This is a genomic window from Mycolicibacterium sphagni (genome assembly GCF_002250655.1).
GTDB classification, from domain to species: Bacteria; Actinomycetota; Actinomycetes; order Mycobacteriales; family Mycobacteriaceae; genus Mycobacterium; species Mycobacterium sphagni.
The window spans coordinates 28,581-46,997 of record NZ_NOZR01000037.1 but is presented as its reverse complement, the minus strand read 5'-3'; the positions used below and the strand labels follow the sequence as shown (position 1 = coordinate 46,997).

Below are 18,417 nucleotides of genomic sequence, written 5' to 3'. Positions count from 1 at the left end.
TGGGCATACTGACATCCTCTCAGCCCGCCCCCACGGGGCAAGCCAACTCAGATGTCACCTATTCGTGCAGCAGACCCCACTATCGATTGATGGCGGCAATTCTCAGCTTCTACTCATGTACGTTTAGCCACATCTCAGTGCATGACCTGACGGGGAGTGAACATGGACGTTGGCTTGCGGTCAAAGGTAGTGACCGGGGTTGCGTTGCTAGGAGCCGGCACGGTCGCGTTGGCCCCTATTCATCCTGTCGGCTCGGCCGCTTCCCCGCTGTCGCGAATTGGAGTTCCGACTGACGTTTCGACGGCAAACGTCACGCTTGCTGCTGGGCACAAGCCCCCGGAGCGCATCGCCTCTTGGGTCGATTTCTTCACAAATGCGGCGATGGACGCTGGCCTCCTTGGCCAGGTGCACCTCGTTGATCCGCCACCCGTCGGACGGCAGGCGCTGACCACGGGGGCTGGCAACCGCAGCAGCAACGAAACGGCGGTCAAACGCGCGGGCGAGGGGCCGGGCGCCGACCTGGCCACCTCCTTGCCACACTCGTCCAACACGGCCTCTGTGCGCGTCGATGCCGGAAGCCCGGCTGAGGCGGGCGATACGCTCGACAACGCTCTGGGCGAGGCACTCTTCGCGATCGCCCTGCCGCTTTTTCCGTCACTCGGCTTGTCCGGTCAGATCGCCACGAACCTGTCGGCGGCGCTCAACTCCCTTGCTGAGGTGAGCGACCTGATCAATGCGCTGTCAGGTGTCGCTGCGCGCGTGGAGGGACTGACTCACACGATCGGCGACTACGTGCTCACCATCACGGCAATTCGCGGGAAGATACCGATTGCCGCTGCTCTGACGACCATATCGGCGCCGACGGTGGTCAAGAACACCGGCCAGCTGCCACGATTGTCAAAGGATTCGACCGGTTCCACTGATGCGGCGAATGCCAGGCCTGGCGCGACGGCTGGCCGCGCCCACAGTTCGTCAACAGCGATTGTCGGAACTTCCCGCGCGGGCGATCTGACTGATGCGAAGGCACTCCCCGACAGCGCAGCCACCGGCAGTCGCGTGGGAGCCACAACCGAAAAGGCGGCCGGCATGGCGCCGACCCGATCCCATTCGAGTGCCGGCCAAGCCGGCCGTGAGAGCGGGCACACCGGAAAGTAGACGTTCGCTATTTGTTCGGGGAATCGAGTCGGCATGCGCTCGACCGACTTCGCCGCTGCAACGTCGCCAAAGACGAATCGGGACGAACTAGGGCATCTCGCTGACAGGTGTTGGCGGGCCCACAGAATGAGACATATCCTCTGGCGCGCGAGGAGAATAGTTGTGCAGCGGCAACAGTAGAACGAGTTCGTAACCCCCGCTGGCCATCTGGCGCGTGGCGATGGATCCGCCCAGCAGCTCCGCACGCTCGCGAAGGCCTCGTAAACCGTTCTGATCACTGGGCATTGGGTCTGGAGAATGCCGCGGCGGTGAATTGACCAGTGAAAGACGCACCCCGCCCTGGTCTATCTGCAAGCTCAACCATGCCCGCGCTCCCGGTGCGTGTCGGTGAATGTTGGTCAGGCCCTCCTGAATAGTGCGGTAGACAGCGCGCTGCACTGTCGCCGACACCTCCTCAGCGGTCGTGCAGGACGTGTGCACTGTCGTGTCGATTCCGGACGCTGCGACCAAAGCCGAGATGTCCTCGATCCCCGGCTGCGGGGTCAGATCCGGCGACCGGCTGCCCGAGGCTCGCAAGAGCGCAACCATTTGACGAAGCTCGTCCAGCGTCCGGGCACTCAGTGTCCGAATGGTGCGAGCGATCTCAACCACCGCATCGTCGCGAGCGGTCACCTGTAAAGCACCGGCCTGCACCGCGATAAGGCTCACCTGATGGGACACAACGTCATGCATCTCGCGCGCCAGCTCGGTGCGCGCACGCGCCAACTCTTTGTCCAGAAGCAATTGCTGTTGGGATCCGCGCATGTGCTGAACCTCAATAAGCTTCGCGGCCAATTCGGTACGGGCGCGCATGAGAAGGCCCATCAACACGGGTGCACCAGCAAACAACGTTGCGTAGACCAGATCGAGGAGCGAACCCGAAACCGGGTAGCCCTCCTGCCAAAGGCTCCTCGCCGAGTCGACGAACACGATCAGGGTGCAAGCAGCAAGTGGGTAGCGGGCCGGCCGGCGTTCGGCAACGGTATAGAGGGCAATCAGCGAGGCGATGGAGGCCAACGTCACCGCGAGCAACGGTACTGTCGCAAAGAACACCCAATAGGGCGCGCGCCGGCGAAACGGCAATGCACACGAAGCAATTACGGCGGTCGCGACTGCCAGGGGTCGGCTCCTGCTGAACCCGATCGCCTCAGTAGCCTCGATCGCCGCCATCGCGATGAGCAGCGCGTCGATAACGACGCTGCGAGAGAACGCGAATCGGCGAATACTCACGACCCCGGATCCTCGAGAACGCCCGCGCGCTGAGCGATGATTGCCGCTTCGACGCGCGATTTGACCGCGAGCTTTGACAGAATAGAACTAACTTGGTCTTTGACCGTGCTTACGCTTGAATACACAGTGGTTGCGATTTCACCGTTGGACAGCCCTTTCGCCAGCAACCGCAAGACAGCGGTCTCGCGCTGAGTCAACGTCTTGATCGCAGCCACCGACGCTGAGTCGACGTGATCATCGAGGTAACCAGAAATCACCTTCGGGCTGATGGCGCCCGACAACACCAAACCTCCCGCGGCCAGCGTACGCACCATGTCTGGTAGCGAACTTGGATCGGTGTCCTTGAGCAGGAACCCGGCCGCACCGGATCGGAGGGAGGCGGCGACGTACTCGTCGGCGTCGAAGGTCGTCAGCATCGCAACGGCCGGCGGCGACGGGAGCTGTTGCACCGCAGCAAGGACGGCTAACCCATCCTTCCCAGGCATCCGGATGTCCAGGAGGACTACGTCAGGCTCGTGCTCGGTGATGACTTCGACAGCGTGGATGCCGTCAGTGGTTGCCACCACGTCGATGCCCTCCGCGTTGGAAAGGATCAGCTCGAAACCTGAGCGAATCAGAGCCTCGTCGTCAACGATAACCACTCTTGGCACTGAGCTCCTCCTTACCTGCGACGACGGGAGAGGCCCTACCTCGACCGCGTTCCGTTGGGCCCGTCGGTATCGCATCCACCGGAAGCCGTCGGTGACAGCGGATGACCGAAACCAAGCCAACGGACGACTGCGGCTATGAGGATAGTCGCTCAGACGCAGGATCTGGACAGGCCCGGCCGACCAAGGTCTGCGATCAACGCCGCCGCTGAATGCAATCCCCCAATTGGCCATTCACGGCAGCCGACTGGCTAGTCCTGCTTCCGCCAACGGCATTGGCGCAGCGATGGATCCATGGGGATACACCTGTAACCATCACGTAAGCGGCGTCATCTCCTGCAGCATTGTCGGCACCAGCTCGCTGACAGTTGGGTGGATGTGCATGGTGCGCGATATGGCCGTGTACGGCTGCTTGGCCGACATGATGTCGAGGATCGAATGGATAACCTCGTCGCCACCCACCCCCAGGATGGCCGCACCGAGGATCTTTTCGGTGTCAGCGTCGACGACGATCTGCATGAAGCCTTGTGTCTCACCCTTTTCCACTGCCCGGCCGACCTTGGTCATGGGCCGCTTGCCGACCAGCGCCCGCCGGCCCGAAGCGCGGACCTGCTCGACGGTCATCCCGGCGCGGCCCAGCGGCGGGTCGATGTAGAGGGCGTAGGCGGGCACTCGGTCACTGACCCGGCGGGGGTCGTCGTCGAGCAGGTTGGCCGCCACGATCTCGAAATCGTTGTACGAGGTGTGAGTGAAGGCGCCCTTACCGTTGCAGTCCCCCATCGCCCAGATGTGCTCGACGCTGGTACGCAGCTGGTCGTCGACGACGATGTAGCCGCGACCGTCGACCTCGACACCGGCCCGCTCGAGATCGAGGTCGTCGGTATTGGGTCGCCGGCCCACCGCAATCAGTAGATGTGAGCCGGTGATGGGCTGGGCACCATCCGACGGGGTAACGTCGAAACCGTTGTCCCGCTTCTGGAATCGCAACCCGTTGGCGCCAGTGACAACGGTGATGCCCTCGGCGGTGAGGATGTCCTCGATGGCCGCGGAGACATCTTCGTCCTCCCGTGGGGTCAGCCGCGGCCCCCGCTCGAGCACGGTGACGCGGGCACCGAACCGGCGATACATCTGGGCGAACTCCAGTCCGATGTAGCTGCCGCCGACGATCACGAGATGCTCGGGCAGGGTGTCGAGTTCGAGGATGCCGACATTGGTCAGGTAGTCGATGTCGGCCAGCCCCGGCAGATTCGGCGCCACCGCGCGGCCGCCGACGTTGAGAAAGATCCGGTCGGCCTGCAGGACATCGTCTCCGACGCGAATGGTGTGCGGATCCGAGAAGCGGGCGTGCCCGCGGATCAGCGTACAGCCGGGCATCCCCTCAATCCACGACTCAACGCCGCCGCGGTCGCCTAGGACGATACCATCCTTGCGCGCCTTGACTTTTGACATATCGACGGAGATCTCACCGGTGGAAACTCCGTACTCGGCGCCGCGGCGGGCGGTATGCGCGGTGTGGGCGCTGGCCACGAGGGTCTTGGTGGGGATACAACCGGAGTTCACGCACGTACCGCCGACAAGCTTGCGTTCGATCACCGCGACGGTCTGGCCTGCGGCCGTCAACCTGCCGGCCAGCGGCGGACCGGCCTGTCCCGCGCCGACAATGATCGCGTCGTACTTCATCGATTCGCGGATCGCTCCGCTCCTGCCCATCGGCGCCGTCACGTCAGGCTCGCGCCGGCGAGATAGACGACGACGAACCCGCCGATGATCGCGACCGCATCCTCGATCAGTGCGGCCGGCAAATCCTTGCCGAACTTCGCGGCGAGCGCGCCGCGAACCTGCGCCCCGCCCATCGTTCCGAGGACCGCGCCGATCATGCCCGCGCCGATGGCGCTGAAGATGTGGCCGAACGGCGTGCCGATCACTGCGCCGGCCAGTGCGCCAATCACGAGCCGTGCCCCGAACTGGGCCGGCACCTTGCGACTCGGAGTCTTGGGCAGTTGATCCGTGATGAGTTCGCCGACCGCCAGAATGCTCAGCACGACAACCGCGATGGTGTTGCCCAGCCACGACGACCAGGCGCCGTGCGGGGCATCAGCGAGGTTGATCCAGCCGAGCATCGCACCCCAAGCCAGGACGGCCAAGGGTGTCATCGCTCGCAAACCCGCAATGATGCCAATCAGCAGCGCGAACAGCAGAGCGAGAAGCACGTAGTTCATTGCAGCCCTCCGACCGACGGTGTCGTAGTGGACGCTAACACCGCCGACGACCCGCTGCGGAACGAATCAGAAGCGGCAGAACCTGATGTCGGACGCCAGAATCGCCTTGGCCCCGATGGCCGCAAGTTCGTCCATGATCGCGTTGACCGTGCGGCGCGGCACCAGCGCGCGCACCGCCACCCAGTCCGGGTCGGCCAGCGGCGCGATGGTCGGCGACTCGAGGCCCGGAGTGATCTCGGTGGCGCGATCAAGCACCGAGCGCGGGCAGTCGTAGTCGAGCATCAGGTACTGCTGACCGAACACGACACCTTGAACGCGCGCCGCCAACTGGTCGCGCGCGGCGCGGTTGGGATCGTCGCCGTTACCGGCCCGCTCGATCAGCACCGCTTCCGAATCACACAGCGAGTCACCGAAAGCCACCAGGTCGTGCAGCCTCAACGTCCGCCCCGAACCGACGACGTCGGCGATCGCGTCGGCCACACCCAACTGCACCGAGATCTCGACGGCACCGTCCAGCCGGATGACGGTCGCCTCGATTCCCTTGCTCGCCAAGTCTTTCCGGACCAAATTCGGGTATGCGGTGGCGATCCGTTTGCCCGCCAGATCCGCGACGGTCCAATCCCGTCCGGCCGGCGCGGCATAGCGGAACGTGGAGGATCCGAAGCCGAGCGCCAGTCGTTCGTCCACCGGAGCGTCGGATTCGGCGGCCAGATCGCGGCCGGTGATGCCGAAGTCGAGCTGGCCGGAGCCGACATAGATCGCGATGTCCTTGGGGCGGAGGAAGAAGAACTCAACACCGTTGGCCGGATCGATGACAGTGAGGTCTTTGGGGTCGGTGCGCCGTCGGTAACCGGCCTCCGAGAGGATCTCGGCGGCGGATTCGGACAGAGCCCCCTTGTTGGGGACGGCAACGCGCAACATGGCAGCCACCTACAGCTTCCGGTAGATGTCGTCGAGAGTCAGGCCACGGGCGACCATCAACACCTGAGTCCAGTACAGCAGCTGGCTGATCTCCTCTGCCAGCGCCTCGTCGGGTTCATGCTCGGCGGCCAGCCACACTTCGCCGGCCTCTTCGAGGATCTTCTTGCCGAGGGCATGCACACCGCCATCCAGAGCAGCGACAGTGGCGCTGCCCGCTGGTCGGGTGCGCGCGCGCTCCCCTAGTTCGGCGAACAGCTCCTCGAAGGTCTTCACGGCCTGCGATTGTTCCATGCGGGCTGATGCGCCGTCACGGCGGTTTCCGGTCACCCTCGCATCGAGGACTAGGCTGGCGTCTCGTGCGAGCATCCCTGGCAATGACCGCCGTGGGTGCCGCGGCCGTGGCACTGTCGGGCTGCGCCAGCCCGATCGTCACCACCAACGACACCGGTCAGCAAACAGCTCCACCGCCAGCTGCAACGGCTTCAACACGACCCAGCAACGACAAACTGGTCAATGCGTTCGATTTCTACACCAGGACCGACGAGGCCCACTCGGCCTACTATTTCACCAGCCCGAGCGGCAGCTGGCGCTGCGTGATCGTGCCCCGCACCTGGGCCGGCTGCCAATCCAGCGCGGGAACCGGACGCATCGGCATCGCCGGTGCGCCGCAGACCGTGACCGACGACACCGGGCAGAGCGTGGCCCCCAACGCGATCCTTGTGCGCACGCAGGGCGACCCCCAATTCGCCTCGGTGCCGGCCGATCAGTTCAAGCAGCCGGCGGGCACGGCGAACACCTTGCCGTTCAACAAGATCCTCGCGGCCGCCGGATTCCGGTGCAACGTTCAGCAGGAAGCGGGTATCTCCTGCCTCAGCGAGCAGACCGGTAGCGGCTTCACGTTCTCCAATGCCGGCGTCAGCTGGCAGTACACCGACGTGCCCTAGCCGGCGTGTGCCTGCTTGTCCTCGTGCAGCAGTTCGGCATGCATGTCCTCCAGGGCGACACCCTTGGTCTCCATGACCCACTTCCACACGAACAGTCCCGAGAGGATGGCGCACAGCCCATAGAACCCGTATGCGAGACCCAGGTGCTCACGCAGGCCCGGGAACGTCACGGTGATCGCCCAGTTGGCCGCCCACTGCCCCGCCGCCGCAAGGCCGAGCGCAGCGGCCCGGATGCGGTTGGGGAACATCTCGCCCAGTAACACCCACACCACCGGGCCCCAGGACATGCCGAACGCGACCACGAACAGGTTGGCGGCGATCAAGGCGATGACCCCGGAGGCACCGGGCAGGTTCGGCTTGCCGTCGACCAGGGTGGCGTTGGCGAAGATGATCGCCATGGTGATCAGCGTGACCGCCATCCCTGATGAACCGATCAGCAGCAACGGCTTACGGCCGATCTTGTCGATCAGCGCGATCGCGATCAGGGTGGTCGCCACGTTCACCACGGAGGTGATCACGGTGTAGATGGCGGACTGGTCGGCGTCGAACCCGACGGCCTGCCAGAGCACGTTGGAGTAGTAGAAGATCACGTTGATGCCGACGAACTGCTGGAAGATCGACAGGCCCAGACCGACCCACACGATGCCGTAGAGACCACCGGTCGGCTTGCGTAGGTCCCGCCAGGACGGCTTGTCCTCCCGCTCCAGTGTCTGCTGGATCCGGCTGATGGTGATCTCGAGGTTCTTCTCGCCCAGCAGCATGGTCAGCACCCGACGAGCTTCCGGAATCTTGTGTGTGGCAACCAGATACCGCGGCGACTCGGGAATCGTGAACGCCAGAGTGCCGTAGAGGATTGCGGGTAGGGCCATCGCCAGGAACATCCAGCGCCAGGCCTCAAGTCCGAGCCACAGCTCTTTGTTCGGCCCGCCGGCGATGTGCTGCAGGACCCAGTTGATCACGAACGACAGGAAGATGCCGGACACGATCGCCAACTGCTGCAACGACCCCAGCCGGCCACGGATGCGCGGCGGGGAGGTCTCAGCGATATAAGCCGGCGCGATGACCGATGCGATGCCGACGCCGATACCGCCGACGATTCGGAAGATGACGACCGTTGTCACATTGGGCGCCAGGGCCGTACCGATCGCGCTGACGAAGAAGAACACCGCGGCGATCTTCATGACCGAGATGCGGCCGATCCGGTCGGCGATCCGGCCGGCGGACATGGCACCGGCCGCGGCGCCCAGCAACGCCGAGGCGACGGCGAAACCGAGTTCGGCGTCGCCGATGCCGAAGTCCGACTGGATCGAGTCGACCGCACCGTTGATGACGGCGCTGTCGTAGCCGAAGAGCAAGCCGCCGAGTGCTGCCACGGAGGCGATTCGGACGGCCGTGCCGCCCGATGAATAGTCCTCGTCGTCGAATGCCGACGGGGTGTCGCTGGATGGGCCTTGGCCGGCCATGACGCGTCCTTTCCGCAGCGCTGCGAAATCTGTTGGCGACTACGATTGCACAGTCAGCGCCGCGGCAGGGCGTAATCGGGCAGCGGTTTAGGCCGAACGCTCGCCAAGTCCGAGCTGCAGTTCTGCGTGGATGTGCCGCAGCTGCGCGACACCCAGATCGGTAAGCGACGAGACATGGCGCCGGCGCGGGCTGCTGGGCACCTCGACCTCGTTGGGCACCACCAATACCGGACAGCCTGCGGCTTCGGCGGCAGCGGCACCGGTGACCGAGTCCTCGATCGCCAGGCAAGCACCCGCATCGACGCCGAGCAACTGCGCGGCGCGTAGGTAGACGTCGGGTGCGGGCTTGCCGTCCGGTACCTCGTCACCGCACACGGTGACCGAAAAGTATTCCCTGCCAATGCTATTCAGTGCATTCTCGGTCAGTTCCCGGCGAGTGTTCGTCACCAACGCCATCGGGACGTCGGCGGCCGACAGCGCATCGAGCAGTTCCCGAGCCCCGGAGCACCACGGCAACCCGGTGGTGAACAATTCGCCGACGTAATCGTGCATCCAGTCGGCGACCTCGGCCATCCGCTGCGGGTCCGGGTCCAGACCCAGATCGTCGAACACGATGCGGATCACACCTTCGGCCGAGCCGCCCACCGTAGCGTCGCGGACCTCGGGTGCCAGCACGCGACCGTGTCGGGCATATAGCTCGTTGATCGCGACGTCCCAGAGCTTTTCGGAGTCGACGAGGGTGCCGTCCATGTCCCACAAGACCGCTCGCACCGCACGATTGTGCCACGCAATATGCGCTGACTTCGAATCAGTGCCAGTTTGCTGCACTAGGGTGACGAGCACAACACAAGGGGAGACAACGTGGTCACTGCGACACCGATGCAGCTCGGCATGATCGGCTTGGGCCGAATGGGGGCGAACCTCGTTCGACGGTTGATGCGGGACGGACACAAGTGCGTCGTCTACGACGTGAACGCCGCCGCGGTCAGCGAATTGGAAACCGAAGGGGCCACCGGCTCGGCCACCCTCGAAGAGTTTGTCGGCAAGCTCGACGCCCCGCGTGCCATCTGGCTGATGCTGCCCGCCGCGATCGTCGACTCGACCCTCGATGCCCTCGTCCCGCTGCTGGCGTCCGGGGACACGCTGATCGACGGTGGCAACTCGTACTACCGCGACGACATCACCCGTGCACAGAAACTTGCCGAGAAAGGCCTGCACTATGTCGATTGCGGCACGAGTGGCGGCGTGTGGGGGCTGGACCGCGGCTACTGCCTGATGATCGGCGGCGAGACCGAGGTCGTCACCCGCCTCGACCCGATCTTCAAGACCATCGCGCCGGGGATCGGCACCGCCGACCCCACCCCAAGCCGGCCGGCAAACGCTGGTGGCACCGCACCCGAGGGCTACCTGCACTGCGGACCCAACGGCGCCGGGCACTTCGTGAAGATGGTTCACAACGGTGTCGAGTACGGGATGATGGCGGCCATCGCCGAAGGGCTCAGCATCATCAAACATGCCAACGCCGGCAAGGTCGATCGAGTGGTCGACGCCGAGACCACCCCGCTGCGCGACCCGTGGGCCTATCAGTACGACATCAACGTCGGCGAGGTCGCCGAGGTGTGGCGCCGCGGATCGGTGGTGGGATCCTGGCTGGTGGATCTCATCGCGGACGCGTTCGCCGCCTCCCCTGAACTCGAACAGTTCTCCGGGCGGGTGTCCGATTCCGGCGAAGGGCGGTGGACGGTGCTCGCCGCCGTGGACGAAGGCGTCCCGGCCCCGGTCATCACCACCGCGCTTTACGAGCGCTTCCAGTCGCGCGAGCTCGGCGAGTTCACCGACCAGATATGTTCGGCGATGCGCAGCGAGTTCGGCGGCCACGCGGAGAAGAAGTGACGCCGGTGAGCACTCAAAAAGGCACCGCCGCAGATGTCCTGGTGGTCTTCGGCATCACCGGAGACCTGGCGAGGAAGATGACCTTCCGCTCGCTGTACCGCCTGGAGCGGCGCGGACTGCTTGACTGCCCGATCGTCGGCGTCGCGCTCGACGATTGGTCCGCCGACACGCTGCGGGAGCATGCCAGGGCCGCCATCGAGGCCACCGGCGAGCCGGTGGACGATGCTGTCTTCGGGCGTTTCGCGGCCCGACTGTCGATGGTGTCCGGTGATTTCGCTGACCCGGCGACCTACGGCAAGGTGGCCGCAGCCATCAGCGGACGCACGAATCCGGTTTTCTACCTGGAGGTTCCGCCGTTTCTTTTCGGCCGGGTGGTGGATGGCCTTGCAGGCGCCGGCCTTACCGCCAACGCCCGGGTCGTGGTGGAAAAGCCGTTCGGGCATGACCTTTCGTCGGCCAAGGAGCTCAACGATCAGTTGAGCGCCCACCTGCAGGAGTGGCAGATCTACCGCATCGACCACTTCCTGGGCAAAGAGCCGGCGATGGACATCCGCTACATCCGGTTCTCCAACTCGATCATCGAGCCACTGTGGAATCGCGACCGGATCGAGGCCGTGCAGATCACGATGGCCGAAAACTTCGACGTGGCGGACCGCGGCCGCTTCTACGACCCGGTTGGCGCGTTGCGCGACGTCGTGCAGAATCACCTCCTGCAACTGATCGGACTGATCGCGGCCGAACCGTCCAGCGGCGGCCCAGACGGGTTCCGGGACAAGCGGGTCGAACTGTTCAAGAGCATCCGTCCCGCCGACCCCAGCCACTACGTGCGCGGCCAGTACGCCGGCTACCTGGACGTCGACGGTGTCGCGCCCGGTTCTACAACCGAGACCTACGCGGCGCTGAAGTTGCACATCGACAACTGGCGCTGGTCAGGTGTGCCTTTCTTCATCAGAGCAGGCAAGGCTCTTCCGGTGCGGGCCACCGAGATTCGGGTGATCTTCAAGCGGCCGCCGCCGCTGCCGTTCCTGCCGCCGGCTAAAGAGCCCAACCAGCTGATCTTCCGGATCGACCCCGATGCCGGCGTCGATCTGGTGTTGCAGGCCAAGGAAAGCGGCGACGACGCCACCCGCGCTGTCAATCTCTGTCTGGTATTCGCCGACGAAATGGCCGACGCACCCGAACCCTATGAGCGCCTTCTCGGGGATGCCATGCACGGCGACTCCAGCCAGTTCATCCGCGAGGACGCTGTCGAAGAGACCTGGCGGATTGTGCAGCCGCTGCTGGAATCTCCGCCGCAGGTCGAGATCTACCAGCCGGGCTCGTGGGGACCGTCGGGGGCCGACGCACTGGTCGCCGGACACCCGGCCTGGCGGCAGCCCTGGCTCCCCGCGCGCCAGTGAGCACAGCCGAGCAGACACGCCTCGACGAGGCCAACTCCGGCCTGTCGCCGTGGCGACGCTGGGGAACCTACCTGAGCGAGCGTGCCTGGGGCACCGTGCGAGAGGACTACAGCGCCGACGGCGATGCCTGGGCGTACTTCCCGTTCGACCACGCCCACAGCCGGGCGTACCGGTGGAGTGAGGACGGCCTGGCGGGCTGGTGCGACGACGAGCAGACCATCTGTCTGGGCATCGCACTGTGGAACGGGCGCGATCCCGTCCTGAAGGAGCGGCCCTACGGGCTGGCGAACGAGGAGGGCAACCACGGCGAGGACGTCAAGGACTACTGGTTCTATACCGATAATCTGCCCACCCACGCCTATGCGTCGATGGTCTACAAGTACCCGCAGGCTTCATTCCCCTATGAGGATCTGCTGCACACCAACCAGCAACGCGGACCCCAGGACGACGAGTACGAGTTGTTTGACGCATTGCGCGAACAATGGCTGGAGCAAAGGTATTTCGACGTCGATGTGACCTACGCCAAGGACGGCCCGGAGGACGTCTACTGCCGGATCACGGTGATCAACCGAGGGCCTGAGGCCGCACCGATCCACGTGCTGCCTCAGCTCTGGTATCGCAACACCTGGTCGTGGGACCCGGACCAGGAACGGCCGCGGATCACCGCCTGCGGTGACGGCGCGGCGAGCACCTGGCACCCGAAGCTCGGTCAGCGGTGGTTCACGGTCACCACGTCGGGCGAAGATAGTCCTCGATTGTTGTTCTGCGAGAACGAGACCAACAATCGCCTGCTGTTCGCCTCGGCCAACGCATCACCCACCACCAAGGACGCCATCAACGACTACGTCGTCCACGGGATCTCCGACGCTGTCGCCGCCGCCGAGGGCAGCAAGGTGGCCGCCCACGTGTCAACGACCCTGCAATCCGGCGAAACCTACACCATTACCGTGCATTTCGCCGCCACGGATGCAGATCCCACACCGGGCCGCGCCGATGCGGTGCTGGCAGAACGCCAACGCGAGGCCGACGAATTCTACCTCGACGTCGCGACGGCAGATTTGAGCGACGACGAACGGCTCGTGCAACGCCAGGCCTTCGCCGGGCTGTTGTGGTGCAAACAGTTCTACAACTATGCGGTGCGGCGCTGGCTCAAAGGCGATCCGAAACAACCGACTCCACCGCGCGAACGCTGGGCCGGCCGCAACCGAGACTGGCAGCACTTCGCCGTCAGTGATGTGATCCTGATGCCCGACGCGTGGGAGTACCCCTGGTTCGCCGCCTGGGACCTGGCGTTCCACTGCCTTGCCATGGCGCTCATCGATCCCGAGTTCGCCAAGGCGCAGGTGCTCGTGCTGCACGATTCCACCGCACAGCATCCACACGGCCAGATCCCGGCGTACGAATGGAAATTCGGCGATACCAACCCACCTGTGCACGCCTGGGCAGCCTGGCAGATCTACCAACTCGACCAACTTCGCAGCGGCGTCGGTGACTGGGATTTCCTGGCCACCGCGTACCGGTCGGCGACCCTCAACGCCATGTGGTGGCTCAACCAGAAGGACGACACCAATCGGGGCGTGTTCGGGGGTGGGTTCCTCGGCATGGACAACATCGGGGTGTTCGACCGGGACGAGCCGCTGCCCATCGGTGGTGAACTCGCCGAAGTCGACGGCACCGCGTGGATGGCGGCGCTGATCTTCCATCTGCTGGAGATGGCGATCGAACTGTCCCACCAGGATCCGAGCTACACCGACATGTTCAGCCGGTGGGTGTGGGATGCCTGGCTGGTGGCCAACGCGCTGGAGAAGGGCACCTATCGGGTCAGCTTCTGGAACGAGGGCACGAACTTCTATCACGACGTCATCGAGATGCCGGACGGCACAAGCAGATCGCTGGAAGTGTTCTCCATGCAGGCGGTCGTTCCGCTGTTCGCAGCGATCGCCATTCCCACCAGCGCGACTGACGTGACAACGACCATCGAGGACTGCCTGGAAGCGCTGGCACAGACCTACGAGCACACCGAGGACGATGTCCAGTTGGTGATGTCGGGCGGTGACGGTTCGCATCTCATGATCGGCGTCGTCCACCAGGACCGGCTCACGAAAATCCTGCAGCGGCTCCTGGACCCCGAACAGTTCCTCTCCCCCAACGGAATCCGATCGCTGTCGCGATATCACCGCGACCACCCGTACACCTACCACGCCGACGGTAAGGATTACGTCGTCGACTATCAGCCTGCGGAATCACGCAGCCGGATGTTCGGCGGAAACTCCAACTGGCGCGGGCCAGTGTGGCTGCCGACCAATTTCCTTCTGGTCCAAGCACTCAACTCCTACGCGCGATTCCTCGGCGAGGACTACCGCGTTCCCGATCCGGCAGGGTCGGCCGATCAGGTGTCGCTACAGGTGGTGGCCGACCGGTTGGCCCGCCAACTCACCGGCCTCCTGGTCCGCGACGAGACCGGCCGGCGGGCGGTGTTCGGCGACAACGAGTATTTCCAGACCGATCCGCACTGGCGCGATCTGGTTCCCTTCCACGAGTACTTCGACGGCGACACCGGCCGCGGGCTCGGCGCCAGTCACCAGACCGGGTGGACGGCAACCGTCGCCCTGCTGCTGCAGTTCCGGGGGAACCTGTACTTCAGGGCCGGGCGGGTGTAGCCGGGCGGGCGTAGGGCTAATCTTCGGGGTTGTAACCAAGATTGGGGGCGAGCCAGCGTTCGGCCTCCTGCAGAGTCCAGCCCTTGCGCTTGGCGTAGTCGGCGACCTGGTCCTGGGCCAGCCGGCCGACCACGAAGTACTGCGACTGCGGGTGTGAGAAATACCAGCCGCTGACAGCGGCACCAGGCCACATCGCCATCGACTCGGTCAGCTCGATACCGGTCTGTTCTCGGACGTCCATCAACTCCCACAGCGTCGCCTTCTCGGTGTGCTCCGGGCAGGCTGGATAGCCGGGGGCAGGACGAATACCCACGTACTTCTCGTCGATGAGCGCAGTGTTGTCCAGCTGCTCGTCGGGCTGATATCCCCAGAACTCCTTGCGGACCCGCTGGTGCATCCGTTCAGCGAACGCCTCTGCCAGCCGGTCGGCGAGCGACTCCAGCAAGATCGCGCTGTAGTCGTCGTTAGCCTTCTTGAACTCGGCGATCCTCTCGCCAACCCCGAGGCCCGCGGTGACGGCGAACGCGCCAACGTAGTCAGCCAGGCCGGTTTCCTTGGGCGCAATGAAGTCGCCCAGGCTCCGGTTCGGGATGCCGTCGCGGTGCTCGCCCTGCTGGCGCAGGTTGCGCAACGTGGCCAGCACCTCGGTACGGCCCTCGTCGGTGTAGACCTCGATATCATCGCCGACCACGTTCGCCGGGAAGAAGCCGATCACACCGTTGGCGGTCAGCCACTTCTCCTTGATCAGGGTGTCGAGCATCTCCTGGGCGTCGTCGTACAGCTTGCGCGCGGTCTCACCGGAGACCGGGTTGTTGAGGATGTCGGGGAAGCGGCCCTTCATCTCCCAGGCGTTGAAAAATGGCTGCCAGTCGATGAACTCGCGGAGCTCGGCGAGGTCGTAGTCCTCGAACTTCCGCACGCCAACCCCCTGCGCGGGCACTGGCGGCGTGTAGCCGTCCCACTCGATCGGCGTCCGGTTCGCGCGGGCCTTCTCCAGCGTCAGCATCGGCCGCTCGTTCTTCTGGGCATGCCGTTCGCGAAGGGATGCGTAATCCTTCTCGGTGGCCTCCAGCAGTGCTGGGCGCTGCTTGTCGTCGAGCAGTGCGGCGGCCACTGGAACCGAGCGGGACGCATCCTTGACCCAGACCACCGGACCGGACCGGCGCGGGGCCACCTTCACGGCCGTGTGGGCGCGCGAGGTGGTCGCGCCACCGATCAGCAGCGGGATCTCGAGACCCTGGCGCTCCATCTCGACAGCGAAATTGACCATCTCGTCCAGCGACGGTGTGATCAGCCCGGACAGTCCGATGATGTCGGCGTCGTGCTCCTTGGCCGCAGCCAGGATCTTGTCGGCCGGCACCATCACGCCGAGGTCGATCACTTCGTAGTTGTTGCACTGCAACACAACCCCGACGATGTTCTTGCCGATGTCGTGCACATCGCCCTTCACGGTCGCCATGATGATCGTGCCGTTGGTGTCCTTGCTCGCAGCCGCACCGGACTGCTCTTTCTCCGCCTCGATGAACGGCAGCAGGTAGGCCACGGCCTTCTTCATCACCCGGGCCGACTTCACCACCTGAGGCAGGAACATCTTGCCCGAGCCGAAGAGGTCACCGACGACGTTCATGCCGTCCATCAGCGGACCCTCGATCACCTCGATCGGGCGACCACCTGCACCCTCGATCTCGGCCCGCAGTTCCTCGGTGTCGTCGTCGACGTGGGCGTCGATGCCCTTGACCAGCGCGTGCGTGATCCGCTCGCGAACCGGCAGGGATCGCCACTCGGCGGCCGCCTTGTCCTCGGTCTGCTCCGTCTTGTTGAACCGTTCCGCGATCTCCAGTAGCCGTTCGGCCGCATCCTCGCGACGGTTGAGTACGACGTCCTCGATCCGATCCCGCAGCTCGGGGTCGATCGAGTCATACGGCACCAGCGCGCCGGCGTTGACGATGCCCATGTCTAGGCCGGCCTTGATGGCGTGGAACAGGAACACCGCGTGGATGGCCTCGCGGACGGGGTTGTTGCCGCGGAACGAGAACGACACGTTCGAGATGCCGCCGGAGATGTGCACCCCGGGGAGGTTCTCCTTGATCCAGGCGCAGGCCTCGATGAAGTCGATGCCGTAGGTCGCGTGTTCTTCGATACCGGTCGCCAGCGCAAAGCAGTTCGGGTCGAAGATGATGTCCTCGGCAGGAAAGCCGACCTCTTCGGTCAGGATTCGGTAGGCGCGCCCGCAGATCTCCTTGCGGCGCTCCAGGTTATCGGCCTGACCCTGTTCGTCGAAGGCCATCACGACGACGGCGGCACCGTACTTGCGGCACAGCCGTGCCTCGCGGACGAACTTCTCCTCGCCCTCTTTCATGGAGATCGAGTTGACGATCGGCTTGCCCTGCACGTTCTTCAGGCCCGCCTCGATGACCTCCCACTTGGAGGAGTCGATCATCACCGGCACCCGGCTGATGTCCGGCTCGGACGCGATCAGCTTGGTGAACCGGTCCATCGCGGCGACGCCGTCGATCATGCCTTCGTCCATGTTGATGTCGATGACCTGCGCGCCGACCTCGACCTGCTGCAGGGCAACCGACAGCGCGGTGTCGTAGTCCTCGGCCTTGATCAGGTTGCGGAACCGGGCGGAGCCGGTGATGTTGGTGCGCTCACCGATGTTCACGAACAGGGAGTCGTCGGTGATGTTGAGCGGCTCCAGGCCCGAGAGTCGGGTGGCCACCGAAATGTGCGGCACGTCCCTCGGCGCCAAGCCTTCGACGACCTTGGCGATCTCGGCGATGTGCGGCGGCGCTGTTCCGCAGCAACCACCGACCAGATTGACCAGGCCAGCCTCGGCGAATTCGGCGATATAGCCGGCCTGACGCTCGGGGGATTCGTCGTACTCGCCAAAGGCGTTGGGCAGACCCGCGTTCGGGTAGCAGGAGACGAACGTGTCCGCGATCCGCGACACCTCGGCGATGTAGGGCCTCATCTCCGGTGCGCCCAGGGCGCAGTTGAGGCCCACCGCGATCGGCCTGGCGTGCCTGATCGCGTTCCAGAACGCCTCGGTGACCTGGCCGGACAACGTGCGCCCGGACGCGTCGGTGATGGTGCCGGAGATGATGAGCGGCCAGCGCCGTCCGCGCTCCTCGAACAGCGTCTCGACGGCGAACACCGCCGCCTTGGCGTTCAGCGAGTCGAAGATCGTCTCGATGATGAGGAGGTCGGCGCCGCCGTCGACCAGGCCGTTGGCGGCCTCCAGGTAGGCGGCGACCAGCTGGTCGTAGGAGACGTTGCGGGCGCCGGGGTCGTTGACGTCGGGCGAGATCGACGCGGTGCGCGTCGTCGGGCCGATAGCGCCCGCGACGTAGCGGGGCTTCTCCGGCGTGCTGAACTCGTCGGCGGCCTTACGGGCCAGGGCGGCGCCGGCGTAGTTCAGCTCGTAGGCCAGCTCGTGCATGTCGTAGTCGGACAGCGAGACCGCGTTCGCGTTGAACGTGTTGGTCTCCAGGATGTCCGCGCCCGCCTCCAGGTACTCGCGGTGGATCTCCTCGATGATCTGCGGCTGCGTGAGGGTGAGAAGGTCGTTGTTGCCCTGCAGCGCGGTGGGCCACTCGATGAACCGCTCGCCGCGGTAGCCGGCCTCGTCCGGGCGGTCGCGCTGGATGGCCGTGCCCATCGCGCCGTCGATGACCATGATCCGCTGGCGCAGCGCGGAGGTGAGTTCGTCGGTGCAGTCTGGGCGGATGTGCGGTTCAAAGCGATTTCCCGTCGCTTCGCTCGCCGTGGTCGCGTCCACGTACGCTCCTTCCATTACGGAAGGCGTCCTTGACTCTGCCGAGCGTGGCGGTCACCGGCATGGAC

General features: G+C 65.0%; 14 protein-coding genes. 5 read left to right on the top strand and 9 right to left on the bottom strand.

Going from position 1 to position 18,417, the window contains the following annotated elements; all coding sequences use genetic code 11:
- The first annotated feature begins 189 nt into the window (after positions 1-189).
- The gene (locus CG716_RS27745) at positions 190-1,155 is read left to right on the top strand and encodes a hypothetical protein (RefSeq protein ID WP_133067036.1); all 966 of its coding nucleotides are present in this window, start codon (positions 190-192) and stop codon (positions 1,153-1,155) included.
- 87 nt (positions 1,156-1,242) lie between these two features.
- On the opposite strand, the gene CG716_RS27740 is transcribed toward CG716_RS27745, so the two are convergent.
- The 6 genes from CG716_RS27740 to CG716_RS27715 all read right to left on the bottom strand — a co-directional run bounded on the left by CG716_RS27740 (position 1,243) and on the right by CG716_RS27715 (position 6,502).
- Complete coding sequence (locus CG716_RS27740; protein ID WP_094484353.1) at positions 1,243-2,424, bottom strand: sensor histidine kinase; 1,182 nt, start codon at positions 2,422-2,424, stop codon at positions 1,243-1,245.
- Positions 2,421-3,074 (bottom strand): response regulator, encoded by a 654-nt coding sequence (locus CG716_RS27735; RefSeq protein ID WP_094484352.1) that lies wholly within the window; start codon positions 3,072-3,074, stop codon positions 2,421-2,423. Before CG716_RS27735 ends, CG716_RS27740 begins: the two co-directional genes overlap by 4 nt.
- Before the next feature lie 312 nt (positions 3,075-3,386).
- Positions 3,387-4,751 carry an FAD-containing oxidoreductase gene (locus CG716_RS27730; RefSeq protein WP_094484359.1) on the bottom strand — a complete coding sequence of 455 codons (1,365 nt, stop codon included), beginning with the start codon at positions 4,749-4,751 and terminating at the stop codon, positions 3,387-3,389.
- A 38-nt stretch (positions 4,752-4,789) separates the two neighbouring features.
- Positions 4,790-5,290 (bottom strand): DUF4126 family protein, encoded by a 501-nt coding sequence (locus CG716_RS27725; protein WP_094484351.1) that lies wholly within the window; start codon positions 5,288-5,290, stop codon positions 4,790-4,792.
- Positions 5,291-5,356: 66 nt separating this feature from the next.
- Positions 5,357-6,211: an ATP phosphoribosyltransferase gene (gene hisG / locus CG716_RS27720; RefSeq protein WP_094484358.1), complete on the bottom strand. Its 855-nt coding sequence runs from the start codon at positions 6,209-6,211 to the stop codon at positions 5,357-5,359.
- A gap of 9 nt (positions 6,212-6,220) precedes the next feature.
- Complete coding sequence (locus tag CG716_RS27715) at positions 6,221-6,502, bottom strand: phosphoribosyl-ATP diphosphatase (RefSeq protein ID WP_094484350.1); 282 nt, start codon at positions 6,500-6,502, stop codon at positions 6,221-6,223.
- A gap of 65 nt (positions 6,503-6,567) precedes the next feature.
- Between CG716_RS27715 and CG716_RS27710 the strand changes: the two genes are divergently transcribed.
- Positions 6,568-7,155, top strand: a complete 588-nt coding sequence (locus CG716_RS27710; protein WP_234818070.1) for a YgdI/YgdR family lipoprotein — start codon at positions 6,568-6,570, stop codon at positions 7,153-7,155.
- Here the strand turns inward: CG716_RS27710 and CG716_RS27705 are convergent.
- Together CG716_RS27705 and CG716_RS27700 are read right to left on the bottom strand one after the other, a co-directional pair.
- The gene (locus CG716_RS27705) at positions 7,152-8,618 is read right to left on the bottom strand and encodes a sugar porter family MFS transporter (protein ID WP_094484348.1); all 1,467 of its coding nucleotides are present in this window, start codon (positions 8,616-8,618) and stop codon (positions 7,152-7,154) included. The genes CG716_RS27710 and CG716_RS27705 overlap by 4 nt on opposite strands.
- A gap of 87 nt (positions 8,619-8,705) precedes the next feature.
- Entirely contained in the window at positions 8,706-9,389 is a 684-nt protein-coding gene (locus CG716_RS27700; protein ID WP_094484347.1) for an HAD family hydrolase, read from the bottom strand.
- 108 nt (positions 9,390-9,497) lie between these two features.
- Here CG716_RS27700 and gnd point away from each other — a divergent pair, with 108 nt between their 5' ends.
- From gnd to CG716_RS27685, 3 genes are read left to right on the top strand one after another with little or no spacing between them, the layout of a single operon-like run.
- Positions 9,498-10,511, top strand: coding sequence for a phosphogluconate dehydrogenase (NAD(+)-dependent, decarboxylating) (gene gnd / locus CG716_RS27695; protein WP_207760801.1), 1,014 nt, complete (start codon positions 9,498-9,500; stop codon positions 10,509-10,511).
- A gap of 5 nt (positions 10,512-10,516) precedes the next feature.
- On the top strand, positions 10,517-11,911 hold the full coding sequence (gene zwf / locus CG716_RS27690; RefSeq protein WP_094484356.1) for a glucose-6-phosphate dehydrogenase: 1,395 nt from the start codon (positions 10,517-10,519) through the stop codon (positions 11,909-11,911).
- Positions 11,908-14,571 (top strand): MGH1-like glycoside hydrolase domain-containing protein, encoded by a 2,664-nt coding sequence (locus tag CG716_RS27685; RefSeq protein ID WP_094484357.1) that lies wholly within the window; start codon positions 11,908-11,910, stop codon positions 14,569-14,571. The genes zwf and CG716_RS27685 overlap by 4 nt, the downstream gene beginning before the upstream one ends.
- Before the next feature lie 16 nt (positions 14,572-14,587).
- On the opposite strand, the gene metH is transcribed toward CG716_RS27685, so the two are convergent.
- The gene (gene metH / locus CG716_RS27680; RefSeq protein ID WP_094484345.1) at positions 14,588-18,367 is read right to left on the bottom strand and encodes a methionine synthase; all 3,780 of its coding nucleotides are present in this window, start codon (positions 18,365-18,367) and stop codon (positions 14,588-14,590) included.
- Positions 18,368-18,417: the final 50 nt, after the last annotated feature.

Excerpts from the sequence above, each read along its gene's own strand:
- CG716_RS27725 (WP_094484351.1), bottom strand. The coding sequence starts at position 5,290 with ATGAACTACGTGCTTCTCGCTCTGCTGTTCGCGCTGCTGATTGGCATC.
- CG716_RS27730 (WP_094484359.1), bottom strand. The coding sequence starts at position 4,751 with ATGAAGTACGACGCGATCATTGTCGGCGCGGGACAGGCCGGTCCGCCG.
- metH (WP_094484345.1), bottom strand. The coding sequence starts at position 18,367 with ATGGAAGGAGCGTACGTGGACGCGACCACGGCGAGCGAAGCGACGGGA.
- gnd (WP_207760801.1), top strand. The coding sequence starts at position 9,498 with ATGCAGCTCGGCATGATCGGCTTGGGCCGAATGGGGGCGAACCTCGTT.
- CG716_RS27715 (WP_094484350.1), bottom strand. The coding sequence starts at position 6,502 with ATGGAACAATCGCAGGCCGTGAAGACCTTCGAGGAGCTGTTCGCCGAA.
- CG716_RS27705 (WP_094484348.1), bottom strand. The coding sequence starts at position 8,618 with ATGGCCGGCCAAGGCCCATCCAGCGACACCCCGTCGGCATTCGACGAC.
- hisG (WP_094484358.1), bottom strand. The coding sequence starts at position 6,211 with ATGTTGCGCGTTGCCGTCCCCAACAAGGGGGCTCTGTCCGAATCCGCC.